Raw genomic sequence first — 26,627 nt, forward strand, 5'->3', positions numbered from 1 at the left:
TCCCGCCGTACCGGCGGGTTTTTTGTTTCAGGAGACAGATGGATGAAAATGAGTTCACGGGGCCTCGCCGAGCTTGCGGGGCACGAAGGCATCGTCACGTCGCCCTACAAGGATTGTGCCGGCGTATGGACGGTCGGGGTCGGCCATACCGCGGCAGCCGGGCCGCCTGACCCGAAGGCCCTGGTTTCGGCCCTGAGCGTCGAGGCGGCGCTGGATCTGTTCCGGCACGACGTTGCCCGCTACGAGGCCGAAGTCGACGCCGCGGTGACGGTTCCCCTAAGCCAGCATGAATTCGATGCGCTGGTCAGCTTTCATTACAATACCGGGGCCATCCGCTATGCCGGGCTGACGCGCGCATTGAACCGCGGGGACCGGTTGCGGGCAGCGGAGGGTTTTTCGCCTGGCGCAAGCCCGCCGAAATTCTGCCAAGACGCCGGCTGGAACGGAAGCTGTTCCTGGAAGGCGTCTACGGCCATGGCGGCGTTGCCAATGTCTACACGGCAACACGCGGCGGCGCCGTCCAGTGGGCCAGGGGCCGCTGCGTGGACGTGGCCGCGCTTCTTTCCGCGATGGCTGCATGACGGCCTTTCCCGACATTTTCTTCACAAGCAGCAAGGACCTCGCCATGCCCACACGATCGATCGCTCCGGCCATATCCGCCGCCCTGAAGCAGATTGCCGACAGCCCGTCGCTGTCCTTGACAGCCGCGGACGTGCCCGCCGCTGCCGAGGTGGTGACACGGCACATCCTGCCGGCGCTGGAGCACCTGAACAATGGTGAAAGCTGGTACCGCTCCCGGGTTACCTGGGGCGCCGTCATTTCTGCCATCGCACCTGTGTTGCCGCTTCTCGGCATGGGCGCGGACTGGTTCGACCCGACGGTGGGCGCCGCGCTTCTGGCGGCGACCGGTTCGGCCATAGGGGCGGCGTGCACGCTCTATGGGCGCTGGCGCGCCACACGCCCCATCGGGCGCTGATCCGATGGAAGAGGAAACGACGCGTTTCGCGGCGCTGGACCCTGCGATCCGGGATTACCTCGCGCATCTGACGGAAGAGGATGTCGTCCTGATACGCTCGGGGGTCGAACTCGTCCGCTCGGCCATGACCGTCAGCCGCTTCCTGAGGTGGCTGATCATCTCTCTGGCAGGAGCCTTCCTTGGGGCCGTCATGGTGTGGGATGCGGGAATCAAGCTGTCGGCCTGGATGCGAGGCCTGACCCGATGACGGGCGGCGCGTGCGGGTACGCCCGCACGCGCCCATCCATCGAATCGAATAGGACCATAATCCTTGTCGATGCCGTGGCTCTGGCGGGGATAAGCCTGTTGAAAAGAAACTATAAGTGGCAATTTTGCGCGGTGCGCGGCGAAAAACAATGCGACTCAAAATTCGAAATTGAAAATATGAAGGATATTGGTATCGAGGGTATGACTTCGATACGAGTGGAGTGGACGCATGGCTGAACTGAATGATGGTTACGGCGCCGGTCTTGTCGCCGACATTACGGCCGAGAGGGCGGCAGCGGGCTCGCGGCGTATGCCGGCCACCTTTCTCGACCCCACCCGCAGCCCGGGGCAATGGGCGCTGCAGACGCCATGGTATGTTTTCCTGCGATGGGCCGGCACGGTTGTCGCGCCGAAGGGCGAGCATGCCGCCTGTTGCGCCCTCTTGTCGGAGCAGACGCTCATAGAATTGGCCCGGTTCTGCGAAGGCGGGGCTGCTCCGGCCATGCTGCCGCTGCCTGGTTCCGTCATTGCCGGCCGGCGCTTTATCGGAGGCAATCCCGCCTTGCCGGAAAATTGGCCCTACATGGCCTGAGCCACAGCCTTCGACGCTCCCGACAAGGTGAATGATTCCCTTGCCGGCATCGTGGACAACCGCCCCAACTCACGTCACATTAACCAATGTTACCGAAGTGGATCGCATTCGGAACCTGGAGCGCGCGAGATGGCGGAAGCCGCAGTTGAAACCGCAATCCTTTCCACGCTTGCCGCAGATGCCGCCGTAACGCGGCTTCTGGGAGGGCCGAACGTCTTCGGCCGCTCGGTGCAAGGGCACGACTTCCCCTATGTCACGCTGGGGCGGACGGCTGTCGTGGACTGGACCTGCGGGCGCGACAATGCCGCCGAAGACGTGCTGACGCTGCATGTCTGGACCGGCGGCGGCAGCAAGGCCGCCACGTTCGAGATCATGGATCGGCTTTGCGAGGCCCTTCACGACAAGGCCCTGCCGGTGGCCGATAGCGGCGTCGTGCATCTGAAACTGCAGTTCGCCGAAGCGCGGCGGCAGCCGGAGGAACCCAACTACCACGGGCTGCTTCGCTTCCTGGCCGTCCGGCGGCCGCTGGCATGACGGGCCGCGCCGCTCGTTCATTCGACATTCAAGCTTTCTGCCTTATTCCATAAGGATGGTGGCTTGGCATGGGGCGCTTGCCACGGATTGACGATTGAACCGACGACACGGCCGGAACCTCACATGGGTATATTGAAGGGTCGACTGCGTATCGCCGGCCTGGTCGCCGCGCTGGCGGCGGGCGCTGCCGCAGTCCCGCCAGGCGACGCCATTGCGCAGGGCAGTTGTTCCGCAGCTGCTTCGCAGGCCGCCGCCCAATCGGGCGGGCAGGTTCTGTCGGTCACGACCGCCCAGCAAGGGGGGCGCACGGTTTGCGTCGTCACCGTGCTGGTGCCGGGGCGCGATGGCAGCCGGCCGCGCCGCGTAACGCTCACAATTCCGCAGTAAGGACGCCGCCATGCGTATCCTCGTGGTGGAAGACGACAAAGACCTGAACCGGCAGCTCACGGCTGCGCTGGCCAATTCCGGCTATGTCGTGGACAGCGCAAGCGACGGCGAGGAAGGCCATTTCCTCGGCGATACCGAGCCTTACGACGCCGTGATCCTGGATGTGGGCCTGCCGCTGATGGATGGCATTTCCGTGCTGGAGCGCTGGCGACGCGACGGACGCGCCATGCCCGTGCTGATTCTCACCGCGCGTGACCGGTGGAGCGACAAGGTGGCGGGCATCGATGCCGGCGCCGACGATTATGTCGCCAAACCCTTCCACATCGAGGAGGTGCTGGCGCGTGTCCGCGCCTTGATCCGCCGTGCGGCCGGCCACGCATCGTCGGAAATCCACTGCGGTCCGCTGCGCCTGGATACGCGCGCCTCCCGCGCGACGCTCGATGGCGCGCCGCTGAAACTGACCTCGCACGAATATCGGCTGCTGGCCTACCTGATGCATCATCAGGGCGATGTCGTTTCCCGATCGGAACTGACCGAGCATATGTACGACCAGGATTTCGACCGGGATTCCAACACGATCGAAGTTTTCATCGGCAGGCTTCGGCGCAAGATCGGCAGCGATATGATCGAAACCGTGCGCGGCCTGGGCTACCGCCTGTCCGCGCCGCACGGCTAGCGCATGGGAACCTTGCGCACCCTGCGCACGCGCCTGTCCGACAGTCTGGCCGTGCGCGTCGTCGCGCTGTCCAGCCTGTGGGCCATCGCAGCCTTCATCGTGGTTGGCGGGCTGATCTCCAGCTTCTATCGACAGACGGCCGAGGCCGGCTTCGAGGCCGTCGTGCGCGCCCAGCTCTTCAACCTCGTCAACACCGTCGCCGTTTCGGAGACGGGTGCCTTGTCCGGCTCTCCCGATCTCGGAGATCTCAGCTACTCGCAGCCTTTGTCGGGCTGGTACTGGGAGGTGCTTCCCGCCAGCGACAACACGTCCGGCCGGCTTGCGTCCTTTTCGCTGGGGCCGGGCGAGATCGCTGCCCCGACGACGGCGGAATCGCCGTTCGACGGCCAGTATCGGCGCTCCTACGAAGCGCCCGGTCTCGACGGTGAGACGGTCTATGTCGAAGAGGCCGAAGTCGTGCTGGACGGCGACAACCACGCGGCGCGGTTTCGCGTGATGGGCAATGCCGATGTCGTCGCAGCCGACGTCGCGCGGTTCAACCGCAGCCTGTCGATCTATCTCGGCGGGTTCGGCGCCAGCTCCATCCTGATCAACGCACTGGCCATCCTGTACGGGCTGTCGCCCTTGCGCCGTGTCCGCCAGGCCCTGGGCGAGGTGCGGGCCGGTCGCAGCGAGCGGTTGTCCGGCCGTCTGCCGGTGGAGGTGCAGCCACTTGCCGCCGAGGTGAACGCCCTGATCGACAGCAACAGGCGTATCGTCGAACGGGCACGCACGCAGGTGGGCAACCTTGCGCATTCGTTGAAAACGCCCATCGCGGTCCTGACCAACGAGGCGGCGTCGATCGGTGGCGAGCACGGACGCCTCGTGGCGGAGCAGAGCGAGCGCATGCGCGTTCAGGTGCAGCACTATCTGGACCGCGCGCGCCTTGCCGCGCTGGGGCAGGGCGCCGTCATCCGAACCCCGGTCATGCCGTCGCTGGAGCGCGTGGCCAAGGTTGTCTCGCGGCTGAACCCCGCGCTGGACCTGTCGCTTTCGAGCGATATGGATGGGGCCGTTTTCGCAGGGGAGCGCGAGGATTTCGAAGAGATGATCGGCAATCTCGTCGAGAATGCCGCCAAATGGGCGGCAGGCCGCGTGGAGGTGCGCCTGCATGCCGAGGGGAATGACCGATTCCGCGTCACGATCGACGATGACGGGCCCGGACTGTCGCCGGAGGAGCAGGCAGAGGCAACCAAACGGGGCCGCCGCCTGGATGAGGCGAAGCCCGGCAGCGGGCTCGGCCTTTCGATCGTGGCGGATACAGTTTTGCAATACCGCGGGGAATTTCGTCTCGGCAATGCCCCCATCGGGGGCTTGCGCGCAGAATTGCTCTTGCCACGGGCCGTAGAGGGAACAATGTCTTGAACGGGCGCAATGCCCGATATGTTCAATGTGCGTTCCTCGCCAGAGGTTTTCCATGCAAGGTCTTGCCCAAACCCTCGTTCTCGTGTCCGCCGCGCTCGCCTTGAGCGGCTGCCTTTCGGCGGGCGGTGCAGGCCAGGCCGCCGCGCCATCGATCGCCCAGGGCGCGCTCGGCAGCGAGCTGGTCGGGATGGGTCTCGGCGGGAGTGCGCAGCAGGCGGCACTGAAGGCAGAGTATCAGGCCCTTCAGTTCGGCGCCGTGGGCCAGCCCGTGCCCTGGCAGGATGGTGCCTTTGCGGGGCAGGTCGTGCCGACGCAGCTCTATCGTGTCGGCTCCCAGGATTGCCGTGGCTATACGCATACGGTTACGCGGCAGGGCCGGACGGTGCAGCAGGTCGGCTCGGCCTGCCGCACCGGCGACGTCTGGACGCCGGTAGCCTGAGCGGTCCATACTTCTTCCGTTGCAGATAGGCTCCGTCACTTCCTGATAGGGAAGTGACTGTGTTTTCGCGCAACACTTTGTTAAAGCGTCTGGAACGGTTCCAGGCGTCGGTCGGGCACCGTCAATGGATTCCTGTTTCGGATCGCCGGTCGCATCGGGTTGGAAATGCTGTTCTGGATCATCGCGGGCGCCCTGACGGTCGTTGTCTGTCTGGCTTGCGTCTGGCCCTTGCTACGCCGCGAGGCCGCCCCTGCCGCACACCGCGCCGAACACGACATGGTCGTGTACCGGGCGCAGCTCGACGAGCTGGAGGCCGATGTCCGCCGTGGCGTCATCGCCGCGCCCGAGGCGGCCATCGCCCGTGCCGAAATTGGACGGCGGCTTCTGAAGGCAGCCGATGCCGGCACGGCGCAGCAGGCGCCGCAACGCCGGTCGCGCTCCCGGTCTGTTGCGGCAATGCTGATGGTCGCAATTCCCGTTGCCGCCATCGCGGGCTATCTTTCCTTCGGTTCGCCGGACGCCGGCGACATGCCCTTGGCCGCCCGCGAAGCCACGCCCGATGGCGGCGACGTCGCCGCCCTTGTTGCGATGGCCGAGGCGCGACTGGCAACCAATCCGAACGAGGGCCAGGGGTGGGATGCGCTGGCGCCGATCTATCTGCGCAATGGCGAGGCCACAAAGGCCGTAAATGCGTACCGGCGCGCCATCGACATACTGGGGCCCACCCCCACACGGCTGTCCGGCTTCGGCGAAGCGCAGGTGATGGCGTCGGAAGGGCGTGTCACCGGGCAGGCGGCGGAGGCATTCAGCGCGGCTCTGGCGCTGGACCCGCAGGTGTTGCTGCCGCGCTTTTTCCTTGCCCTGCAGCTCATGCAGCAGGCGCGTTTTGCCGAGGCGGCAGACGCCTGGCAGGCGCTGTTGAACGACAGCCCGGCGGAGGCCCCGTGGCGTAGCTTCGCAGAGCCAGCCCTTGCCGAGGCGCGGGCCCGCTCAGGCACGAACGCCGCTCCAATGCCCGATGCCGCCGCAGCCGAAATCGCAGCCCTGCCGCCGGAAGAGCGGCGCCAGCGCATCGAGGGCATGGTGGCGGGCCTTGCCGCGCGGCTGGAAGCCGCGCCCGCCGATGTCGAGGGATGGAAGCGCCTGATCCGCTCCTATGCCATACTGGGCGACGACGCACGGGCAGGCGATGCCCTGCAGGCGGCCGGCCGGGCGTTCGAACCCGGCACGCCGGAGCGGGGCGACATCGCGGCGCTGGCGCAAGAGCTTGGGCTGGCCGATGCGCTCGGAGGGGAGGGGCAATGACACGCAAGCAGAAGCGGGCCGCCGGCCTGGCGGCGATGGTGGCCGTGGTGGCCGCGGCGGCCGGCCTTGTGCTGACGGCCTTGTCCGACAGTGTCGCCTTCTTCAATTCGCCTACGGACATCGTCGCGCGTGCGCCCGGCGACGGCCAGCGCATCCGCCTGGGCGGCCTGGTGGAGACCGGGTCCGTGGAGCGCGACGGAAACACCGTGCGCTTCCGGGTCACCGATACGGTGGAAAGCGTCGCCGTCACCTATACCGGCCTGCTGCCCGACCTTTTCCGCGAAGGGCAGGGCGTGGTGACCGAGGGTTTGCTAGGGGCCGACCGGGTGTTCGCCGCCGATACCGTGCTGGCCAAGCACGATGAAACCTACATGCCCAAGGAAATCGTCGACGACATGAAGGCGCGCGGCATCTGGCAGGAGGGCGAGCCGTTGCCGCCCGCCTCCACCGTCCGGGGGGCAGGCTCATGACGGTCGAGCTCGGCCATTTCGCGCTGGTTCTGGCGGCCTGCCTGGCGCTGGTGCAGTCCTTTGTTCCGCTGGTGGGCTCGCTGCGCGGCGATGTGCGCCTGATGGAAACCGGCTCGGCGACGTCCATCGGCATCTTCGCGCTTCTGTGCCTGTCCTTCGCGGCTCTCACAACGGCTTATGCGGGGTCCGATTTCTCGGTTCTGAATGTCGTCCAGAATTCGCATTCGCTGAAGCCGATGATCTACAAGATTACCGGAGTCTGGGGCAATCACGAAGGCTCCATGCTGCTGTGGGTGCTGATCCTGGCGCTTTTCGGCGCGCTCGTCGCCAGCTTCGGCCGCGATCTGCCGGCCACGCTGAAGGCCAATGTGCTGGCGGTGCAGGGGTGGATCACGCTGGCGTTCCTGGCCTTCATCCTGTTCACCTCCAACCCCTTCACCCGCATATTCCCCGCGCCGATCGAGGGGCAGGACCTCAACCCGATCCTGCAGGATATCGGCCTCGCCATCCATCCGCCGCTGCTGTATCTGGGCTATGTCGGTTTCTCGGTTTCCTTCTCCTTTGCCGTGGCTGCGCTGATCGACGGTCGCATCGACGCCGCCTGGGCACGCTGGGTGCGGCCGTGGACACTGGCCGCGTGGGTGTTCCTGACGGCCGGCATCGCGATGGGGTCGTACTGGGCCTATTACGAGCTCGGCTGGGGTGGCTGGTGGTTCTGGGACCCGGTGGAGAACGCCTCCTTCATGCCCTGGCTGTCCGGCACGGCGCTGCTGCATTCGGCGCTGGTGATGGAAAAGCGCTCGGCGCTGAAAATCTGGACCGTCCTTCTGGCGATCCTCACCTTCTCGCTATCGCTTCTCGGCACCTTCCTGGTGCGCTCGGGCGTGCTCACCTCCGTCCACTCCTTCGCGGTGGACCCGGAGCGCGGCGTCTTCATCCTTGCCATCCTGTTCGTCTTTATCGGCGGTTCGCTGGCGCTGTTCGCCTTCCGCGCCAGCGAGCTGGAGGGAGGAGGGTTGTTCGCGCCGATCTCGCGCGAGGGGGCGCTCGTCTTCAACAACCTCTTCCTCACCACCGCCACCGCCACGGTGCTGATCGGCACGCTCTACCCGCTCGGCCTCGAAGTCCTGACCGGCGAGAAGATCTCCGTCGGCGAGCCCTTCTTCAGCATGACGTTCGGCCCGTTGATGCTGCCGCTTCTGTTCGCGATGCCCTTCGGGCCGCTGCTGGCCTGGAAGCGGGCCGACCTGGCCGCCGCGGCCCAGCGCCTCTATGCCGTCGCGGGGGCCGCGATGGCCGTCACCATCATCACCCTTGCCCTGACGCACGGCACGCGCATCCTTGCCGCCTTCGGTTTCGGGCTGGCATTCTGGATCATGCTGGGCAGCCTGGCCGATCTCGGCTACCGCGCCGGCCTGCCCAAGGCGCCGTGGCGCGTTGCCCTTGCCCGCCTCAAGGGCCTGCCGCGCTCGGCCTTCGGCACGGCGCTGGCGCATTTCGGCATCGGCGTGACGCTGCTCGGCATCGTGGCCGTCAGCGCCTTCGAAACCGAGACGGTCACCGTGATGGCGCCCGGCGATACGGTGCAGGTGGGCGGCAATACGCTGCGTTTCGAACGGCTGGAACCGCGCAACGGCCCCAACTACCACGACGATGTCGGCATCTTCTCGCTGGTGCGCGATAACCGCCGCACGGTGACCATCGAAAGCGCCAAGCGCTTCTATCCGGCCCGGCAGATGCCGACCACCGAGGCGGGCATCTACACCCACGTCTTCAGCCAGACCTATGTGTCGCTGGGCGACGCGTCGGCCAATGGCGGGGCCAATGTCGTGCGTGTCTGGTACAAGCCGCTGGTGACGCTCATCTGGTACGGCTGCGTGCTGATGGCGCTTGGCGGGGCGGTTTCCCTTGCCGACAGGCGCCTGCGTGTCGGCGCGCCGGCGCGGCGGCGCAAGCCCGCGTCGCTGGAGGCGGGCGCATGAGGCTGCTGTTCGCCCTGATGCTGATGTTTGCGGCGCTGCTCCCCGCCCATGCCGTGCAGCCCGACGAGGTGCTTGCTGATCCGGCGCTGGAGGCCCGCGCCCGGTCGCTGTCGGCCGGGCTCCGTTGCATGGTCTGCCAGAACCAGTCGATAGACGACAGCGATGCGCCCCTGGCGCGGGATCTGCGCCTACTGGTGCGGGAAAGGCTGGAGGCCGGCGACAGCGACCGCCAGGTGATGTCCTATCTCACCGATCGCTATGGCGAATTCGTGCTGCTGCGCCCGCCCTTCCGCCTCGGCACCGCTCTCCTGTGGGGCTTTCCGGTGCTGCTGCTGCTGGCCGGGCTGGTCTTCCTTCTGGTGCGCGCCCGCGGCCGGCATCGCAGCGAGCCACGCCTGACGGAAGAGGAAGAGCGGGAGCTGAAGAACCTTACGAACATTTCATGAGGCGGCAAAGCTACCGTAATTCTGCCGCCACTATACATCGATGCGACAGGGACGGCGCAACGGCTGTCCCGACTGGTTTCAGCACTCTTGAGAGGTCGCTCGATGAAAACGCTCCTGGATACCCGCTTGAAGCGCCGTGTCAGCGCCGCCGCGCTTGCGGCCGGCATTGCCGGCTTTGCCTTCGGTGGCGTTCTGACCAACACCTATCCGTCCAATGCCCAGCCGGTGACGGTCGAGAACCCCAAGGAGCAGTTCGGCTTCGCCGATGTGGTAGACAAGGTTTCCCCGGCGGTCGTGTCGGTACGGGTGCGCGGCGAAACCCGCCCCGTCGCCTCGCGCGGGGAAAGCATGCAGTCGCCCTTCGACAACCTTCCCGAAGATCATCCGCTGCGCCGCTTCTTCGATTTCGGCAATCCGGGCCAGCCGGGCGGCCCGCAGGGCCGGCCGGGGCCGCGTGCGCAGCAGCGGCCGAGCATGGCTCAGGGCTCAGGCTTCTTCATTTCCGATGACGGCTACATCGTCACCAACAACCACGTTGTGGCGGACGGCGACAACTTCACCGTCGTGACCGACAAGGGCAAGGAATACAACGCCGAGCTGGTCGGTACGGACCCGCGCACCGACCTGGCGCTGCTGAAGGTCAACGAGGACGACGTCAAGTTCACCTATGTCGACTTCGCCGACGACACCCGCATGCGCGTCGGTGACTGGGTGGTGGCCGTGGGCAATCCGTTCGGCCTCGGCGGCTCGGTGACCGCCGGCATCATCTCGGCGCGCGGTCGCGACATCGGCGCCGGCCCCTATGACGACTTCCTGCAGATCGACGCGGCGGTCAACCGCGGCAACTCCGGCGGTCCGGCCTTCAACCTCGAAGGCAAGGTCGTGGGCGTCAACACGGCCATCTACTCGCCGTCCGGAGGCAATGTGGGCATCGCCTTCGCCATTCCGGCGTCCACCGCGCAGAACGTCATCAACTCGCTGCGGCAGAACGGCTCGGTCCAGCGCGGCTGGCTGGGCGTGCAGATCGCCCCGGTTTCCCAGGACATTGCCGACGCCGTCGGCCTTTCCGAGGACAAGGGCGCCATCGTCACCCTTCCCGACAACGAGACGCCGGCATCCAAGGCCGGCATCCGCACCGGCGACGTCATCACCGCGGTCAACGGGCAGACGGTGGATACCCCGCGCGAGCTTGCCCGCGACATCGCCAACTTCCGCCCGGGTGCCGAGGTGGACATCACCGTCTGGCGCAACGGCGCGGCGGAAGACCTCAAGGTCACGCTGGGCGATCTGTCATCGCTGGATGAGTCGGCTTCGGCCAACGGCACGCAGCGCAGCGTCCCCACCGATCCTTCGGCGCTGGCGGGCTATGGCCTCAAGCTGACCCCCTCCGACGATGGCGACGGCGTCGTGGTGACGGATATCGATCCGGACTCCGAAGCCGCCACCAGGGGCGTGCAGGTGGGCGATGTCGTCGTTGCGGTCAACGGTACGGAAGTCCGCAGCCAGGGCGATATCGAGTCGGCCATCAAGGCCGCATCCGATGCCGGCCGCAAGGCGGCGCTGTTCCAGATCCGCTCGGGCGATCAGAACCGCTTCGTCGCCCTGCCGATCGACGAGGGTTGATCGCGAAAGCTCAGCCATTGCGGCGCGGGGTTCGTCCCCGCGTCGCTTCGATTTGCACAGAGTGAGGGTCAGGGCGATGCAGATGGCCGGCACGACACAGTTTTCAGAGGCGCCGAACGGCGCTACATCTTCCCCCATGCGAATATTGCTTATCGAAGACGACAATGAAGCGGCGTCCTATCTGGTCAAGGCTCTGCGGGAGGCCGGCCACGTGGCCGACCGTGCCGCCGATGGCGATACCGGATTCAACCTTGCCGACACGCAGGGCTATGATGTCTGGATCGTCGACAGGATGCTGCCGGGGCGCGATGGCCTGTCGCTCATTTCGGGGCTTCGTGCCAAGGGCAACCAGACGCCGGCGCTGATCCTGTCGGCGCTGGGCCAGGTGGATGATCGCGTCACGGGCTTGCGCGCCGGAGGCGACGACTACCTCACCAAGCCGTTCTCATTTTCGGAGCTTCTGGCGCGGGTAGAGGTGCTGGGCCGCCGCCGTGGCGCCAAGGACCAGGAAACCACCTACCGGGTCGGCGATCTTGAGCTGGACCGGCTGTCCCACGAGGTTCGACGCGGCGGCAAGCCCATCATCCTGCAGCCGCGCGAATTCCGGCTTCTCGAATATCTGATGAAGCATGCCGGCCAGGTCGTCACCCGCACCATGCTTCTGGAAAATGTCTGGGATTATCATTTCGACCCGCAGACCAACGTGATCGACGTGCATATCTCTCGCCTGCGATCCAAGATCGAGCGCGAGTTCTCCTCGCCGCTGCTTCATACGGTGCGGGGCTCCGGCTACATCATGCGAACGGATTGACGCCGGTGCGGAAGTTGCGCGCCTTGATGCGGATGACGTCCGTCCGCCTCTCGGCGGTGTTCCTGACGCTGTTCGCCATCTTCGCCATCGTTCTCGTCGTCTATGTCACGGCGACGGCGGCCGGCATCCTGCAGCAGCAGAGCCGCGCGATCATCTCGGACGAAATCCGGGAGCTGGGCGGTGTCTACGGCCGCGGCGGCATCGTCGCGCTGGTGCGGTCCATCGACCAGCGGTCCCGCCAGCCGGGCGCTTCTCTTTACCTCGTCACGGACCCGACCGGGCGTATCCTGTCCGGCAACGTTCAGAGCCTCGATTTCGGCGTTCTCGACAAGACCGGCTTCATCGGCAGCCCATTCGGATACGAACGCTTCACCGAGGACGAATCCGACCGCTACCACATGGCCGTGGCCGAGGTGGTGACGCTTCCCAACGGCATGCGCGTGCTTGTCGGCCGCGATACGACCGACGTCGAACGCATCCGCACCGTCGTACGCGACGCGCTTGTGCTGGCGCTCGGCCTCATGGGCGCCGGCGCGCTGTTTGCCTGGTTGTTCGTCGGCCGTCACGCCCTTCACAGGCTCGACCTCATGTCTCGCTCGTCGCGCCGCATCCTCGCGGGCGATCTCAACGAGAGATTGCCGGTCACGGGCGCCGGGGACGAGTTCGACCGCCTGTCCGAAAACATGAACGCCCTCCTGGCGCGCGTTGCCCTGCTGCAGGAAGGACTGCGCCAGGTATCCGACAATATCGCCCACGACCTGAAGACACCGCTGACCCGTTTGCGCAACCGGGCCGAGGCTGCCCTGGTGGACCGCCAGGCCGAGCCGCGCCAGGCGCTGGAAGCTGCGGTGGCGGAAGCCGACCAGATGATCCGCACCTTCGACGCGCTTTTGATGATCGGGCGGGTGGAGGCGGGGTCTCATCCGGTGGAGAAGGTCAAGGTCGACCTGTCGGCCATGGTGGCCGATGTCGCCGAGCTGTACGAGCCTTTGGCCGAAGAGGCCGGCGCAACCTTGCGGGTAGATACCCCCGGCCCGGTAGAAGCGATGGTGAGCCGCGAGCTGATCGCGCAGACGCTTTCCAACCTGATCGACAATGCGCTGAAATACGGTGTTGCCGCCGGCGGGGCGTCGGAGGTTCTGGTATCCGTGACCAGGCGGGATGGCATCTGCCGCCTGGTGATCGCGGATAATGGGCCGGGTATCCCCGAGGCGCAGCGCGAACGTGTGTTCGAGCGCTTCTATCGGCTGGATTCCAGCCGGACGAAACCCGGCTCCGGGCTGGGCCTGTCGCTGGTGCAGGCCATCGCGCGGCTGCACGGCGGCGCGGTGCATATCGAAGATGGGGCACCCGGCTTGCGGGTTGTGATCGAATTCCCCGACGGGATAAGCTCCCCGGCGTAATGGGGAGGGGCATGGGCGTGACGGACAGTCTGATCGGCGGGCAGGCGGAGCTTGTTCCAATGGATGCGGCGCGGGCAGAGGCCTGGCTTGCCGATCTCGGCGCGGCAGCAGCGGAAGCCGGCTGCGAAAGGCTCGCCCGCTTCCTTGCGCGCGATACGGCAGACCGCCAAAGGCTGGGCGCCGTCATGGACCTGTCGACCTATCTGAACGGGCTGTTGCTCGCCCATCCCGAATGGCTCGAGCGTCTGTTCGCGGAATCGGCCCAGGCCCGTTTGTCGGATATCCTGCGCGAGCTTGCCCAACCGCTGGCTGCGGATGCCGGCGAGAAGGGCGAGATGGCGGCGATGCGCCTTGCCAAGTCCGAATTCAGCCTGCTCGTGGCTTTGCTGGATCTGTTCGGGGTCGAGGACGAGGACTATGTCACCCGCCATCTGTCGGCATTGGCAGAAGCCTGTACCAGCCGTGCGCTGCGCTTCTGCCTGACCGACCTGCACCGTCGCGGGCAACTGCAACTGCCAGACCCGGACAGGCCGGAACTTGGATGCGGGCTGTTCGTGCTGGGCATGGGCAAGCTGGGCGGGCGCGAACTCAACTATTCCAGCGACATCGATCTTATCCTGCTCTTCGATCCGGATGTGCCGGCCATCGTCGACCCGCCCGAATGCGTCGAGATGTTCTCGCGGCTGGCGCGGCGCATGGTCCGCATGATCGGCGAGCGCACCGGCCAGGGCTATGTGTTCCGCACGGATCTTCGGCTGCGGCCCGACCCCTCGGCCATGCCGCTTGCCATCCCGCTTCCGACGGCCCTCGTCTACTATGAAAGCGCCGGCCGCGACTGGGAGCGCGCGGCGATGATCAAGGCGCGCTGCATTGCCGGCGACACGGTCGCCGCGGACGAGTTCCTGGCTGCGATCACGCCCTTCGTCTATCGCCGCTATCTGGATTTCTCGGCCATCCGCGATATCCAGCACATGAAGGACAGGATGGACAGGCATCGCGGTTTCAGCGGTCTCGGCGTTGTCGGCCACAACGTCAAATTGGGGCGCGGCGGCATCCGCGAAATCGAGTTCATTGCCCAGACGCAGCAACTCATCGCCGGCGGGCGCGCCCCGGAGCTGCGCCAGCGGCGCACGGTGGATACGCTGCAGCGTCTGTCCGAAGGCGGCTGGATTTCTTCACAGGACAGCGCCGAACTGATCGAGAGCTACTGGTTTCTGCGGCATGTGGAGCATGTGCTGCAGATGATGGCCGACGAGCAGACCCATACCTTGCCCGACGCACCCCATGAGCTTGCCCGTGTGGCGCTTCTGGCCGGGTTTCCATCGCTCGACCTGTTCTCCCGCACCCTGCTGATGCATCTGGCGCGCGTCGACAAGCGGTTCGCCCGCCTGTTCGCCGGGCGGCAGGAGGCCTGCGACGTGCCGGCCGTGGTGGCCGCGCTCAGCGACGAAACGGACGAGGAAGCGTTGGAGTGGCTGCGGGAGGCCGGCTATCGCCGGCCGCAGGATATCGCCCACATCGTCTCCGGCTGGGGCGCGGCCCGCTATCGTGCGATGCGCTCGGAGGCGGCACGCGAGCAGCTCGCCAGGATGCTGCCCAACATCCTGTCCGCCTTTGCCGAAGGGCGGGATCCCGATGCCGCCATCGCGATCTTCGACCGGTTCCTTGCCGGGTTGCCGGCCGGCCTGCAATTCTTTGCCCTCATCACGTCCAACCCACGCCTGCTGGATCTCATGGCGCTGATCCTCACCTCCGCGCCGGGCCTGACGGAAACCATCGCGCGGCGGCCCCACGTCTTCGACGCCCTCATCGACCCGACCTTCTACGGAGAGCTGCCAACCCGCGCGCTGATGGGCGAAAGGCTGGATGCCTTCCTTGCGGATTCCCCATCGCACGAGGACCGGCTCGACAGGCTGCGCATCTTCGCCAACGAACAGAAGTTCCTGATCGGGGTGCGTCTCCTGTCGGGCGCAATCGAAGGGGAAGAGGCGGGCACCGCGCTGTCCGACCTTGCCGATACGATCATCCCGGCACTGCTGCGCACGGTGGAGGCCGAGTTCGCCCTGCGGCATGGCCGCGTGCGGGGTGGGCGGATCGGCCTTCAGGGGCTTGGCCGGCTCGGCAGCCACGAACTGACGGCATCTTCCGACGTGGACCTGATCCTCTTCTACGATCACGACGAGGATGCCGAGGAATCGGACGGCGAAAAGCCGCTGCCCGTGTCCACTTACTATACGCGGCTGACGCAGCGCCTGATTTCCGCGATGACGTCGCCGATGGCCGAGGGCGTGCTCTACGAGGTGGATTTTCGCCTGCGGCCGTCCGGCAACAAGGGGCCGCTGGCGACACATGTGGACGCCTTCCGCCGCTATCAGCGCGAAGAGGCATGGACCTGGGAGCGCATGTCGCTCACCCGATCGCGTCCGATCGTCGGCGGACAGATGCTCATGGAAGAGGTCGGCACCATCATCCGCGAAGCCATCGACGTGCATCGGCATGATGAGGGGCTTGCCGCCGATGTGGCGGCGATGCGCATGCGGATCGGCCGCGACAAGCCGGCCCGCGGTCCGCTGGACCTGAAGCTCATTCCCGGCGGCCTGATCGACCTGGAATTCATCGCGCAATGGGCGATCCTGTCCGGCACGGTCGCCGACACGCTGATCGGCGCCTCGACGGCCGACATACTCGATGCGCTGCAGAGTGCGCGTCCCGAGCTGATCGATCGCAAGCTGGCAGAGACGATGCGCCTGTTTACCCGGATCGTGCAGTTGAACCGGCTTGGCACAGGCAGTGCGCGCACGGTGGAAGATCTTCCACGGGGCCTTGCCGAGCGTATGGCGCGGGCGATCGGGCAGGAGGAGATTGCCGGCATAGAGCCCGAAATCGCCCGGCGCGCGGAAACGGTGCGCGCGGCCTTCGAAGAGCTGTTACCGCTGGCCGATGCCAAGGCAGGCTGATGGATTGGGCGGCATCGGTGCGCTCAGGCGTCCGTGCCGGCCGGCGACAGAAGCGGCATCCGGAACGAGACCACCGTTCCGCGGCCGACCCGGCTGGAGATGCGCATGGACCCGCCCTGCAACTCCACCAGCGAGCGGGCGATCGCCAGGCCAAGGCCCGTACCCTTGTTCGTGCGGGTCAGTTCGTTCTCGACCTGCTCGAAGGGGAGGCCCAGCTTCGACAGGGCCGACGCCGGAATGCCGATGCCGCTGTCGGCAATGGAGATCAGCGCATGGCCGCCCGCTATGCGCGTGCGCAGCCGTACCGTGCCGCCATCGGGCGTAAACTTCACCGCATTGGACATCAGGTTCAGCAGAACCTGCTTCATCGCCCGCCGGTCGCCTCTCAGGCGCATCTCGGCCGCAAGTTCGCGCTTGAGGGTCAGCTTCTTGGCTGCCGCCTGCACTTCGAGGATGCGGATGGCCTCGCCGGTGACGGCGCCGACATCGATTTGCTCGAGCGCCATGACCATGCGGCCGGCCTCGATCTTCGACATGTCGAGGATGTCGTCGATGAGCTTGAGAAGATAGTGCCCGCTCTGATGAATGTCGGACGCGTATTCGCTGTACTTCTCGTTGCCGATAGGCCCGAAGGCGCAATCGCGCATGATCTCTGAAAAGCCGATGATGGCGTTCAGTGGCGTGCGCAACTCGTGGCTCATATTGGCAAGGAAGGTCGTCTTGGCGCGGTTCGCCCCTTCCGCCCTGTCCTTTTCGACGATGTAGCTTTCGTTCATTTCCGAAAGGGCGCGCGCCTTGGCCTCGGCATCGCGCCGGGCGGCGGACAGGTCGTTGATGGTGGCCATCAGGCGCCGCTCGCTGTCGCTCAGTCTTTCCTGATGCACCTTGAGCTGCGTGACGTCGGTGCCGATGGACACATAGCTGCCGTCGCCCATCCGGCGCTCGGACACCTGCAGCCATCGGCCGTCCGCCAGCAGCGCCTCGGAGGCGCGCTCGCCCGCGACGAAGCTGGGGCTGGTGAGCTTGCGTTCGGCGATCGGCTTGCGCGACCTTGCCGAGATGCTGTCCTTCGTCGCGCCGGATGCGATGTCCCTGTCGGAAAGGCCGAAGACCTCCTGATACTTCGAGTTGCAGAGGACGAGCCGATCCTGGCTGTCCCACAACACGAAGGTTTCCGAGATGTTCTCGATCGCGTTTTGCAGGCGGGTGTTCGCCTCGTTCGTCATGCGCGCCAGCGTCTGGTTTTCGCTGACATCCACCGCCACGCCGATCAGATGGATATCGTTCTGCGCATTGCGCACGACTTCGGCGCGCGCGCGCAGCCAGATGAACTGGCCGTCCGAGCGGCGCATGCGGAAGGAGCGCTCCATATTGACCAGGCGTCCGGATGCGATCTGCCGCGCGATCTCGAAGAAGCTGCCGTCATCCGGATGGATCAGGCGCGATACCTCGCCGAACGAGAGGACGCCTTCCTGCGGTCGCATGCCGAGGATTTCGTACATGGACCGCGACCAGTACATGCGTCCGCGCGCCAGATCCCAGTCCCACAGGCCGCAACGGCCGCGCGACAGGGCGGTGTCGACGCGCTGATGCGCTTCGGCAAGCATGGCGTCCGTCATTGCCACCCGTGCCGACTGGCGAAAATAGGCGAGGAGAATTGTCAGAAGCACGATGCCGGTCAGCGCGAACAAGGTGACGTTGATCGAGGCAATGCGCCGCCAGTCGGCAAACAAAGCGCGCTCCGGCTGGATCAGAACGACGGCACCCAGCGGCGCATTGAGGATGCTTCCGGCGATCAGCGAAACCTCGCCGTCGATATCCGCACGCATGACGCCGGCCTGCTCGCCGAAGACCAGCAGTGCTTCCGCCTGGCCCAAGGATTCCGCTGCGTTCCGGCCTACCAGGGCGTCCGCACCATTGGTGGAGGCAACGATGCGGCCGGAAATATCCGTCACGACAGCCTTTGCGCCGTGGTCGGCGATGCCGAGGGGCAGCGCCTCGGACAGGAGGCGCCGGGCACTGGCCGCCGCCGTGGCGGCTCCCGCGCCGTCTTGCGCGTCGTCCAGCCGCAGCATGGTTGCCGTTATGGCAAGGCGCTCGCGCGCCGCGGTCTCGATCGCGCCGCGATGCTCCATCAGTGAGACGAAACGCACGAATGCCAGGATGATCAGGAACAGCACCGCAAGAAAGGGGATCGCCTTGCGCAGGCCCGGCTCCAGGCCGGCAAGATTGGCTTGCGGGTTGCTGAAAAAGCGCTTCAGCCACGTGCCGGCTTGCGACAGGCCGTCGAGCGTGGCGCGCACCGGCCTGAGGCGGCCTATGCCGCGCCTGGCCGGCACTCCCCCAGCGTCCGCCACCATGGCAATTGCCCCCGCTTGCCGTTGCCGCCGCGCCTACGCCGCCCGGCCCCCGAATCGGCCTCAATGAATCAGAGGCCGAATCACTTGTCCAGTGCGCCAAGGGCTAAAACCCTTGCGAAAGGGTTGATCTTTCAGCGCAGGGTGCGGTCCAGTATGTCGGCCAGGTCGCGCGACAGGCCATCCCGTCCGGCCAGTTCGCTCAAGGCTGCCTGTGCCGCCTCGCGGCGCTTCGGCTCCATCGACCGCCACGAGCGGAAGGCCGTGGCCATGCGCGCCGCGGTCTGGGGGTTCAGCGTATCGAGCTTGCCCAGCATATCCGCCATCCAGCGGTAACCGGCGCCGTCGGCCCGGTGGAAGACGTAGGGGTTCAGCCCTGCCAGGCCGGCCAGCAAAGCGCGGGCCCGGTTGGGGTTGGCAAGGCGAAAGGCGGGGTGCGCGGCCAACGCTACCACCTTGTCCAGCGTGCCGGCGTCCGGCGCGCTCGCCTGGAGCATGAACCATTTGTCCAGGACAAGCTGATCGTCCACGAAGCGTTCGTAAAAGGCGCCAAGCGCCGTCTCTGCGGCGGCGGACCCGGCAAAATGATGGGTCAGGACGGTCAGGGCGGCCAGGCGGTCGCTCATGTTGCGGGCCGTCTCGTATTGCGTCACCGCAACCGACGGATCGCGGGCGGCGGTGGCCAGCGGCGCCAGAAGCGTGTTCCTGAGTGCGCGCCGGCCGGCGGCCTGTGCCGAGGGGGAGAAAGCGCCCGTGTCGGCCAGCTCGCGGCGGAGCGCCTCGAACGTGCCCTGTCCCCGCCGGCCAAGGGCGGCCAGTGTGCTGACGCGCACCGCATGGATGACGTCTGTGTCCACATCCCTGGCAACAAGCCGCGTGAGCTCCGTTTCGCCGGGCAGGCTCACCATTTGGGCACGCAGGGCCGGCTCCAGCGTCTCGTCGGCCGCCGCCGCAACCATGGCGTCGAGGACACTGTCCGGGGCGGCGTCCTGTCCGTTGCGGATGGCCGCCACGAGCGCGTCGCCCACCATGTCGGTCAGGGCGCGCCACCGGCCGAACGGGTTGGGGTCCAGCCGGGCCAGCGCCAGCCTGTCGGCCTCCGCTTCGTTGTAGCGAAGATCCACGGGCGCGCTGAAATCGCGCAGGATGGACAGATAGGGACGTCCGCTGAGACCGTCGAACGTGACCGTCGCCTCTTCGCCGGTCAGGTGGATGAGGTCTCCGTCGACGCGCGCGTCGGTGCTGGCCCCGCTGACGTCGAGATCCTGTCCGTTGGCGCCCACCAGCCCGTAGCGAACCGGAATATGCATCGGCCGGGTGCCCGTGCCTGCCGCGCCCTTGTCGAGGGATTGGCGCAGGCGCAGCGTCAACCGACCCGCCGTCTCGTCGTAGATCTGCGAAACCTCCAGCTTCGGCGTCCCGGCCTGCTGATACCACAGGAAGAACTGGCTGAGGTCGATGCCACCGGCATCCTCGAAGCAGGTCACGAAGTCTTCGATGGTCGCCGCTTCGCCGTCATGGCGCTCGAAATACAGGTCCATCCCGGCCCGGAATTTCTGTTCGCCGAGGATGGTGGCGATCATCCGGACCAGTTCGCTTCCCTTGTCGTAGACCGTCGCCGTGTAGAAATTGTTGATCTCGCGGTACTGCGTCGGGCGCACCGGATGCTGCAGCGGCCCCTGGTCTTCCGGGAACTGGTTCGCCTTCAGCGTATGGACGCTGGCGATCCGCTTGACGGGGCGCGAGCGTTCGTCCGACGAAAACTCCTGGTCCCGGTAGACCGTCAGCCCTTCCTTGAGGCAGAGCTGGAACCAGTCGCGGCAGGTGATGCGGTTGCCCGTCCAGTTATGGAAATACTCGTGTGCGATGACGGTTTCGACGCCGGCGTAGTCGGCATCCGTTGCTGTGTCGGGGTCGAGGAGAACGTATTTGTGGTTGAATACGTTCAGCCCCTTGTTCTCCATCGCGCCCATGTTGAAATCCGAGATGGCGACGATGTTGAAGACATCGAGATCGTATTCGCGGCCGAAACGGCGCTCATCCCATCGCATCGATCGTTTCAGCGCATCCATGGCGTAGCCGGCACGCTCGCTCAATCCGCGCTCGGTATAGATGGTCAGGGCCACCTCGCGTCCGCTGCCGGTCACGAAGGTCTCGCTTACGGCGTCGAGCCGGCCTGCGACGACGGCGAAGAGGTAGGAAGGCTTGGGGTGCGGGTCGAACCATTCGGCGAAATGCCGTAGCTCGCCCAGCGGGCCGCCGCCGACGGGGTTGCCGTTGGCAAGCAGGATAGGGGCAGCCTCGCGGTCGGCCTCCAGCCGCACGCGATAGGTGGCAAGGCAGTCCGGCCTGTCGAGGAAATAGGTGATGCGGCGAAACCCCTCGGCCTCGCATTGCGTGCACCAGACCCCGTTGGACCGATAGAGGCCCATCAGCTTGGTGTTGCGCTCAGGCTCGATCCGCGTTCCGATCGCCAGCCTGAACCGCCCGCTCTGCGGCAGGCCACGCAAGGTGAGCCTGTCTGCGGCAGCCTCGAAGCCTTGGGCCGGCACCGCAACGCCATCCAGCGCCAGCGTCGTCAAGGTGAGTTCGTCGCCGTCGAGGCGCAGCTCCGCATCGGCCGGCGCGCCGGGCCGGCGCTCGAGCTCCAGCGTCGTGTCGATCTCCGCATGTCCTTCGAAAAGCCGGACCGTCATGTCCACATGGTGGATCTGGAAGTCGGCCGGGCGGTAATCCTCGAGCCTGATCGTAACGCCGTCTTCGTCGCGCATCGCGTCCTCGCTGGTCATGCCGCCGTCGCGCTCACGCTATGCCACCGCGACGGTGGGAACTTGATCCGTTTGCACCGCGCCGATGGGTCGACGCAAGCCGGTTGAGATAATAAGACTGGCGTAACATCCGTTACTTTCGTTCCCTCCGCGTCCAGTCCGGCCTCGTTTCCATGCCCAGCCTGCCCAAGCCATCGCATCAGGAGCCGCGCCCGCTCTACGGCATCGGCCTCAAGGTGCTGTCCGTCATGATCTTCGTCGGAATGCAGACCTGCCTGAAGGCGGTGGGCGACGATGTCCCGGCGGGGCAATTGGTATTCTTCCGGTCCTTCTTCGCGCTGATACCGGTGGTCATCTATCTCTGGTGGCTTGGCGATCTCAGGACGGCTCTCGCCACCGACGATGTCGGCGGCCATTTCATTCGCGGCATCGTCGGCGTCACCTCGATGGGGCTGGGTTTCTTCGCGCTGTCCCGGCTGCCCTATCCGGAATGGATATCCCTTTCATACGGGGCGCCGCTCCTGACGGTGGTCTTCGCAGCGATCTTCCTGAAAGAGGTTGTGCGCGCCTATCGCTGGGTTGCCGTGCTTGTTGGCCTGTGCGGCATCGTCATCGTGGCCGCGCCGAATTTCAGCCTGTCTTCGGGCGACATGGATTCGGCCCATGCGGTGGGCGCGCTGGCCTCGCTGGGCGGCGCCGCCATGGCGGCAATCGCGATGATCCAGGTGCGGCGGCTGGTGGCACATGAAAAGACGGCCACGATCGTCGTCTATTTTTCCATGACATGCAGCATCATCGCCCTGGTGACCGTGCCGTTCGGCTGGGTTGTGCCGGACGGGAGGCAGGCGATGCTGCTTGTCGGGGCGGGCCTTTGCGGCGGGGTCGGGCAATTGCTGCTTACGGCCTGCTACCGCTATGCCGACACGTCCACCATCGCGCCCTTCGAATACACGTCCATGATAGCGGCGGTGGTGATCGGCTACTTCGTCTTCAACGAAGAGGTAACGGCAACGACGCTACTGGGTGCCTGCATCGTCATATCCGCGGGCCTCTTCATTATCTTTCGAGAGCACCGGTTGGGGCTGGAGCGGCGGCGCGCCCGCAAGGTCAGCCCGCCGTCTCCCTGACGGTCGGCCCGGCCTCGGGCGGGAAACCCTCTTCGTCGTCGTGCTGCGCCGTGGCGATTTCGTTCGCCACTTCGGCGCGCGGGTCCAGCGCAAAGGTGGCCGGCGTCTGGGTGCGGGCCAGCGGCGTCGACTGGAAGTCGTCGCGGATCTCGGCCGGCAGCGACTGGCGCCGCGTCGTACGATACAGGGTGTAGGCCGCATAGGCCGCGTGGGCCGAGCCGGTGGCCACGAAGATGCCCATGGCGCCGTAGTTTTCCATCAGGAAGGCGGCGAAGAGCGGGCCCCCCATCGTACCGACGCCATAGAGAATCAGCATGCCGCCCGAAATCTTCACGAAATCGGCGGCGTCGGCAAAATCGTTCGCGTGGGCGACGGCCAGCGAATAGGCCGGATAGATCATGCCGCCGAGCAGAAAGGCAAAGAAGAACAGCACCGCCGGCGTGGTGGACGAAATGCCGATGGCCGCCGTCGCCACGACGACACCCATCGCGCCGATGCCCGTCATCACCATGCGTCGGTCGATGCGGTCCGACAGACGGCCCAGCGGATATTGGAAGACCATGCCGCCGGCCATGGTGGCCACCAGCAGCGTTGCGATGCTTGCCGTGGAAAAGCCGAGCTCCGTGCCGAAGACGGGCGCCATGTTGGACCATGCACCGGCCAGCACGCCCGCTAGGAACACGCCGACCGCCGCCGCCGGGGAGTTGCGGAACAAGGCCGGCAGGTCCAGCCGGACCTGGGTCAACGGCTTGGGGCTCTGCGCACGCGACAGGGCGTTGGGGATGACGGCAAGGCAGAAGAAGATCGCGCACAGCATGAACGGTATGGCCAGCAGCGGATTGCTCAACGGCAGAACGTACTGGCCGGACATCATCGCGGCCATCGATATCATCATGTAAAGCGAGAAGATGCGCCCGCGCGATTCATTGGTGACGCGCTCGTTCAGCCAGCTTTCGATGATCATGTACGAGCCGGCCAGCGCAAAACCCGATACGCCGCGCAAGAGGATCCAGCCGATCGGCGAAACGATCATCGCGTGAAGCAGGATCGCGATGGCCAGAAGGGCGGCCAGGCTGCAGAAGGTGCGGACATGCCCGGCGCTGCGCACGACGCGCGGTGCGATCAGGCAGCCGACCGTGAAGAAGATCGCGTAGCCCGTGCCCAGCCAGCCGATCTGATACGGAGACCAGTTCTCCAAAGAGCCGCGAACCGGCAGGAGGATGCCCTGCAGTCCGGCGCCGGCCATCAGGAAGAAAGTCGACGTCAGCAGAGAAATGATAGGCAGAAGTTGAGCGCGCATGTCGGGCCTTGCAGGTGTTCTGTCGATGGGCGCCAAACCGTCCGCCGGGCGCGAGCATCCGCACATGCTCTATTGGCACCGCACCGCCTTCGCCAGTCTCATAGCGACGGATCGTGTCGCCTTTCCGACATTCATCGGCCGAACCGACGCGATCCTGTCAGTCGCGGTGCAGCCTGTCCTTGACGGCCAGCAGGTCGCGCCAGGCCAATCGCTTCTGTGCGGGCTGGCGCAGCAGATAGGCAGGGTGCAGCAGGGCCGTTGCCTGGATCGGCGCCGGAAGGCCCGGCAACGAAAGCTCGTTCCAGCGACCGCGCAGTTTCATGATTCCGTCATTGCTGGACAGGATCGCCTTGGCCGACGGAGAGCCGAGGCACACGACGACCTTGGGTGCCACCAGCTCGATCTGCCGCAGGACGAAGGGCAGGCACATCTCGGTTTCGGCCGGCGTCGGCGAGCGGTTGCCCGGTGGCCGCCATGCGATGATGTTTGTCACGCGGACATCTGTCCGCTCCACGCCGATTGCCGCCAGCATGCGGTTGAGCAATTGCCCGGACCGGCCGACGAACGGCTCTCCGGCAATATCCTCCTCGCGCCCCGGAGCCTCTCCGATCAGCATCAGCGATGCGTTCTCCGCGCCATTGCCGAACACCAGCGATTTGGCCGTCGCCTTGAGCGCGCACCCCTCGAAGGCCGCGTAGGCAGCCTGCAGATCGGCCAGCGACGCGGCGTGCCGCGCCATGTCGCGCGCATCGTCGGCGGCCACGGTGCCGGGCACCGGAACGGTCCATGCGGGAATGGCCGCCGGTGTCGCCTGCCGCGCCTGCGCCTCTACGGGGGGCGGCGCCGCCGGGGCGGCCACGGACCGCGTCTGCGGCGGCCTTGTCGTCGCCTTGCGCGCGGCATTTTCCACCGCCGTTTCCTCGAAGCGGTTGCGCGCGGTTTCGCCGACGAATCCGTCCACGCCCACCATATCGTACCAGCGCAGCAGCGCGGCCAGGGCGGCTGAGGGAATCGGCGTTGCAGGCTCGAAGATCGTCATGATCGCATCATATTGAGCCTCGAACGGCTCTCCAACCGGAAAAAGGCGGTTGCAAAGCCAGGTGGAAACATTCCAAACCTCTTCCGAATGAAGGGTTGGGAGACTTGCATGACCGTTGGAGCCAACGACGCCGAACTGCCCGCGCGCGAAAGCATGGAGTTCGACGTCGTCATCGTGGGCGCTGGCCCGGCCGGATTGTCGGCTGCGATCCGCCTGAAGCAGCTTTCTCCGGACCTGTCCGTCGTCGTTCTGGAAAAGGGCGCGGAAGTCGGCGCGCACATATTGTCCGGTTGCGTCCTCGATCCATCCTCGCTCGACCGCCTGCTGCCGGACTGGCGGCAGGAAGAAACCCCGATCAGGCAGAAGGTTACGGACGACCGGTTCTATCTGTATGGCCCCCAGGGCGCGTTGCGCCTGCCGGGCTTCGGCATGCCCCGCCTTATGCACAATCACGGCAATTTCGTCGTATCGCTCGGCCTCGTGTGCAAATGGCTTGCGGGCAAGGCCGAAGAGCTGGGCGTGGAGATCTATCCAGGCTTCGCCGCCTCCGAACTGATCGTCGACGAAGCCGGTGCCGTGATCGGCGTCGCGACCGGCGATATGGGCATCGAGCGTGACGGCAGCCACGGCCCCAACTATCAGCGCGGCATGGCCCTGATGGGCCGCTATGTGCTGATCGGGGAGGGCGTCCGTGGGTCGCTTGCCAAGGAGCTCATCGAGCGCTTCTCGCTTGAACGGGACAGCGAGCCGCAGAAATTCGGCCTCGGCATCAAGGAATTGTGGGAGATCAAGCCGGAAAAGCACAAGCCGGGCTTGATCCAGCACTCCTTCGGCTGGCCGCTGAAAAGCGATACGGGCGGCGGCTCCTTCATCTATCACCTGCCCGATAATAAGGTCTATGTCGGCTTCGTCACCCACCTCAACTACAAGAACCCGTATCTGTCGCCCTTCGGCGAGTTCCAGCGGTTCAAGACCCATCCGGACGTGGCCGAACTGCTGGAGGGGGGCAAGCGCCTCTCCTATGGTGCGCGGGCCATCAGCGAGGGCGGCTTCCAATCGGTGCCGAAACTCGTCTTCCCGGGTGGTGCGCTGCTGGGATGCTCGGCCGGCTTCGTCAACGTGCCGCGCATCAAGGGCGTCCATAACGCCATCGCTTCCGGAATGCTGGCTGCGGAAGCCGCCGCCGAAGCCTTGGCCGCCGGCCGCTCGCGCGACGAATTATCCGCCTATGAAGATGGCTGGCGGCAATCGAGCATCGGGCGCGATCTTTCTCCCGTGCGCAACGTCAAGCCGCTCTGGTCGCGGTTCGGCACCTATGTCGGTGTCGCCCTGGGCGCGCTCGACATGTGGACCAATTCGCTGTTCCGCCTGTCGCTCTTCGGCACGCTCGGCCATGGCAAGACCGACGCGCAATCGACGGAGCCCGCATCGCGCCACAAGCCGATCGACTACCCCAAGCCCGATGGCGTCCTGACCTTCGACAAGACATCCTCGGTGTTCCTGTCGAACACCAATCACGAGGAAGACCAGCCCGTCCACCTGCGGGTCAGGGACATGGCCCTGCAGAAGACGTCCGAACACGACGTCTATGCCGGCCTTTCGGAGCGATACTGCCCGGCGGCCGTGTATGAATGGGTCGGCGAAGGCCAGGATTTGCGCTACCAGATCAATGCGCAGAACTGCGTCCACTGCAAGACGTGCGACATCAAGGATCCCAATGGCAACATCCGCTGGACGGTGCCACAGGGCGGCGAAGGCCCCGTCTACCAGGAGATGTAGCCGGCC

Annotated in this window: 22 protein-coding genes and 1 pseudogene; 19 read left to right on the top strand and 4 right to left on the bottom strand. The window is 65.9% G+C overall.

Features of this window, described 5'->3' with window-relative positions:
* Positions 1-48: 48 nt before the first annotated feature.
* The 17 genes and pseudogenes from AUL31_RS20850 to AUL31_RS02000 all read left to right on the top strand — a co-directional run.
* Positions 49-384: pseudogene (locus tag AUL31_RS20850) on the top strand (lysozyme); the annotation flags it as partial.
* 241 nt (positions 385-625) lie between these two features.
* Positions 626-976, top strand: a complete 351-nt coding sequence (locus AUL31_RS20180) for a hypothetical protein (RefSeq protein WP_073468968.1) — start codon at positions 626-628, stop codon at positions 974-976.
* A 4-nt stretch (positions 977-980) separates the two neighbouring features.
* Complete coding sequence (locus AUL31_RS01925; RefSeq protein WP_060600521.1) at positions 981-1,223, top strand: hypothetical protein; 243 nt, start codon at positions 981-983, stop codon at positions 1,221-1,223.
* A gap of 228 nt (positions 1,224-1,451) precedes the next feature.
* On the top strand, positions 1,452-1,814 hold the full coding sequence (locus AUL31_RS01935; RefSeq protein WP_060600523.1) for a hypothetical protein: 363 nt from the start codon (positions 1,452-1,454) through the stop codon (positions 1,812-1,814).
* A 129-nt stretch (positions 1,815-1,943) separates the two neighbouring features.
* A complete protein-coding gene (locus AUL31_RS01940) occupies positions 1,944-2,348 on the top strand; it encodes a DUF3168 domain-containing protein (RefSeq protein WP_060600525.1) in 405 nt (134 codons plus the stop codon).
* Between the two features lie 123 nt (positions 2,349-2,471).
* A complete protein-coding gene (locus AUL31_RS01945) occupies positions 2,472-2,735 on the top strand; it encodes a hypothetical protein (protein ID WP_060600527.1) in 264 nt (87 codons plus the stop codon).
* Between the two features lie 10 nt (positions 2,736-2,745).
* Positions 2,746-3,411, top strand: coding sequence for a response regulator (locus AUL31_RS01950; protein WP_060600529.1), 666 nt, complete (start codon positions 2,746-2,748; stop codon positions 3,409-3,411).
* Positions 3,412-3,414: 3 nt separating this feature from the next.
* A complete protein-coding gene (locus AUL31_RS01955; protein ID WP_060600531.1) occupies positions 3,415-4,815 on the top strand; it encodes an ATP-binding protein in 1,401 nt (466 codons plus the stop codon).
* A gap of 52 nt (positions 4,816-4,867) precedes the next feature.
* Positions 4,868-5,254, top strand: a complete 387-nt coding sequence (locus AUL31_RS01960; protein WP_060600533.1) for a hypothetical protein — start codon at positions 4,868-4,870, stop codon at positions 5,252-5,254.
* Positions 5,255-5,419: 165 nt separating this feature from the next.
* Positions 5,420-6,559: a c-type cytochrome biogenesis protein CcmI gene (gene ccmI / locus AUL31_RS01965; protein WP_060600535.1), complete on the top strand. Its 1,140-nt coding sequence runs from the start codon at positions 5,420-5,422 to the stop codon at positions 6,557-6,559.
* A complete protein-coding gene (gene ccmE, locus AUL31_RS01970) occupies positions 6,556-7,029 on the top strand; it encodes a cytochrome c maturation protein CcmE (protein ID WP_060600536.1) in 474 nt (157 codons plus the stop codon). The genes ccmI and ccmE overlap by 4 nt, the downstream gene beginning before the upstream one ends.
* A complete protein-coding gene (locus AUL31_RS01975; protein WP_060600538.1) occupies positions 7,026-9,011 on the top strand; it encodes a heme lyase CcmF/NrfE family subunit in 1,986 nt (661 codons plus the stop codon). Before ccmE ends, AUL31_RS01975 begins: the two co-directional genes overlap by 4 nt.
* On the top strand, positions 9,008-9,457 hold the full coding sequence (locus AUL31_RS01980; RefSeq protein WP_060600540.1) for a cytochrome c-type biogenesis protein: 450 nt from the start codon (positions 9,008-9,010) through the stop codon (positions 9,455-9,457). The genes AUL31_RS01975 and AUL31_RS01980 overlap by 4 nt, the downstream gene beginning before the upstream one ends.
* 102 nt (positions 9,458-9,559) lie before the next feature.
* A complete protein-coding gene (locus AUL31_RS01985; protein WP_060600542.1) occupies positions 9,560-11,080 on the top strand; it encodes a Do family serine endopeptidase in 1,521 nt (506 codons plus the stop codon).
* Between the two features lie 136 nt (positions 11,081-11,216).
* Positions 11,217-11,891, top strand: a complete 675-nt coding sequence (locus tag AUL31_RS01990) for a response regulator transcription factor (protein ID WP_060600545.1) — start codon at positions 11,217-11,219, stop codon at positions 11,889-11,891.
* Between the two features lie 26 nt (positions 11,892-11,917).
* On the top strand, positions 11,918-13,294 hold the full coding sequence (locus AUL31_RS01995) for a sensor histidine kinase (protein WP_082646736.1): 1,377 nt from the start codon (positions 11,918-11,920) through the stop codon (positions 13,292-13,294).
* 17 nt (positions 13,295-13,311) lie between these two features.
* Entirely contained in the window at positions 13,312-16,251 is a 2,940-nt protein-coding gene (locus AUL31_RS02000; RefSeq protein ID WP_244489294.1) for a bifunctional [glutamine synthetase] adenylyltransferase/[glutamine synthetase]-adenylyl-L-tyrosine phosphorylase, read from the top strand.
* A gap of 23 nt (positions 16,252-16,274) precedes the next feature.
* Here the strand turns inward: AUL31_RS02000 and AUL31_RS02005 are convergent, their stop codons facing one another.
* Positions 16,275-18,590 (bottom strand): PAS domain-containing sensor histidine kinase, encoded by a 2,316-nt coding sequence (locus tag AUL31_RS02005; protein ID WP_244489295.1) that lies wholly within the window; start codon positions 18,588-18,590, stop codon positions 16,275-16,277.
* A 152-nt stretch (positions 18,591-18,742) separates the two neighbouring features.
* Complete coding sequence (gene pepN, locus AUL31_RS02010) at positions 18,743-21,397, bottom strand: aminopeptidase N (RefSeq protein ID WP_244489296.1); 2,655 nt, start codon at positions 21,395-21,397, stop codon at positions 18,743-18,745.
* Between the two features lie 152 nt (positions 21,398-21,549).
* Between pepN and AUL31_RS02015 the strand changes: the two genes are divergently transcribed.
* Positions 21,550-22,503, top strand: coding sequence for a DMT family transporter (locus AUL31_RS02015; RefSeq protein ID WP_060600551.1), 954 nt, complete (start codon positions 21,550-21,552; stop codon positions 22,501-22,503).
* Here the strand turns inward: AUL31_RS02015 and AUL31_RS02020 are convergent.
* Complete coding sequence (locus tag AUL31_RS02020; protein WP_073468969.1) at positions 22,484-23,803, bottom strand: MFS transporter; 1,320 nt, start codon at positions 23,801-23,803, stop codon at positions 22,484-22,486. The genes AUL31_RS02015 and AUL31_RS02020 overlap by 20 nt on opposite strands.
* A 157-nt stretch (positions 23,804-23,960) precedes the next feature.
* The gene (locus AUL31_RS02025; protein ID WP_060600553.1) at positions 23,961-24,842 is read right to left on the bottom strand and encodes a uracil-DNA glycosylase; all 882 of its coding nucleotides are present in this window, start codon (positions 24,840-24,842) and stop codon (positions 23,961-23,963) included.
* A 108-nt stretch (positions 24,843-24,950) separates the two neighbouring features.
* Here AUL31_RS02025 and AUL31_RS02030 point away from each other — a divergent pair, with 108 nt between their 5' ends.
* Complete coding sequence (locus tag AUL31_RS02030) at positions 24,951-26,621, top strand: electron transfer flavoprotein-ubiquinone oxidoreductase (protein ID WP_060600556.1); 1,671 nt, start codon at positions 24,951-24,953, stop codon at positions 26,619-26,621.
* Positions 26,622-26,627: the final 6 nt, after the last annotated feature.

The organism is Aureimonas altamirensis (assembly GCF_001463885.1).
Taxonomy (GTDB): Bacteria; Pseudomonadota; Alphaproteobacteria; order Rhizobiales; family Rhizobiaceae; genus Aureimonas; species Aureimonas altamirensis.

Excerpts from the sequence above, each read along its gene's own strand:
- AUL31_RS02015 (WP_060600551.1), top strand. The coding sequence starts at position 21,550 with ATGCCCAGCCTGCCCAAGCCATCGCATCAGGAGCCGCGCCCGCTCTAC.
- AUL31_RS01950 (WP_060600529.1), top strand. The coding sequence starts at position 2,746 with ATGCGTATCCTCGTGGTGGAAGACGACAAAGACCTGAACCGGCAGCTC.
- ccmI (WP_060600535.1), top strand. The coding sequence starts at position 5,420 with ATGCTGTTCTGGATCATCGCGGGCGCCCTGACGGTCGTTGTCTGTCTG.
- AUL31_RS01980 (WP_060600540.1), top strand. The coding sequence starts at position 9,008 with ATGAGGCTGCTGTTCGCCCTGATGCTGATGTTTGCGGCGCTGCTCCCC.
- AUL31_RS01985 (WP_060600542.1), top strand. The coding sequence starts at position 9,560 with ATGAAAACGCTCCTGGATACCCGCTTGAAGCGCCGTGTCAGCGCCGCC.
- AUL31_RS02025 (WP_060600553.1), bottom strand. The coding sequence starts at position 24,842 with ATGACGATCTTCGAGCCTGCAACGCCGATTCCCTCAGCCGCCCTGGCC.
- ccmE (WP_060600536.1), top strand. The coding sequence starts at position 6,556 with ATGACACGCAAGCAGAAGCGGGCCGCCGGCCTGGCGGCGATGGTGGCC.
- AUL31_RS01975 (WP_060600538.1), top strand. The coding sequence starts at position 7,026 with ATGACGGTCGAGCTCGGCCATTTCGCGCTGGTTCTGGCGGCCTGCCTG.
- AUL31_RS20180 (WP_073468968.1), top strand. The coding sequence starts at position 626 with ATGCCCACACGATCGATCGCTCCGGCCATATCCGCCGCCCTGAAGCAG.
- AUL31_RS01925 (WP_060600521.1), top strand. The coding sequence starts at position 981 with ATGGAAGAGGAAACGACGCGTTTCGCGGCGCTGGACCCTGCGATCCGG.
- AUL31_RS01960 (WP_060600533.1), top strand. The coding sequence starts at position 4,868 with ATGCAAGGTCTTGCCCAAACCCTCGTTCTCGTGTCCGCCGCGCTCGCC.
- AUL31_RS02020 (WP_073468969.1), bottom strand. The coding sequence starts at position 23,803 with ATGCGCGCTCAACTTCTGCCTATCATTTCTCTGCTGACGTCGACTTTC.
- AUL31_RS01945 (WP_060600527.1), top strand. The coding sequence starts at position 2,472 with ATGGGTATATTGAAGGGTCGACTGCGTATCGCCGGCCTGGTCGCCGCG.
- AUL31_RS01955 (WP_060600531.1), top strand. The coding sequence starts at position 3,415 with ATGGGAACCTTGCGCACCCTGCGCACGCGCCTGTCCGACAGTCTGGCC.
- AUL31_RS01990 (WP_060600545.1), top strand. The coding sequence starts at position 11,217 with ATGCGAATATTGCTTATCGAAGACGACAATGAAGCGGCGTCCTATCTG.
- pepN (WP_244489296.1), bottom strand. The coding sequence starts at position 21,397 with ATGACCAGCGAGGACGCGATGCGCGACGAAGACGGCGTTACGATCAGG.
- AUL31_RS01940 (WP_060600525.1), top strand. The coding sequence starts at position 1,944 with ATGGCGGAAGCCGCAGTTGAAACCGCAATCCTTTCCACGCTTGCCGCA.
- AUL31_RS01995 (WP_082646736.1), top strand. The coding sequence starts at position 11,918 with ATGCGGATGACGTCCGTCCGCCTCTCGGCGGTGTTCCTGACGCTGTTC.
- AUL31_RS01935 (WP_060600523.1), top strand. The coding sequence starts at position 1,452 with ATGGCTGAACTGAATGATGGTTACGGCGCCGGTCTTGTCGCCGACATT.
- AUL31_RS02030 (WP_060600556.1), top strand. The coding sequence starts at position 24,951 with ATGACCGTTGGAGCCAACGACGCCGAACTGCCCGCGCGCGAAAGCATG.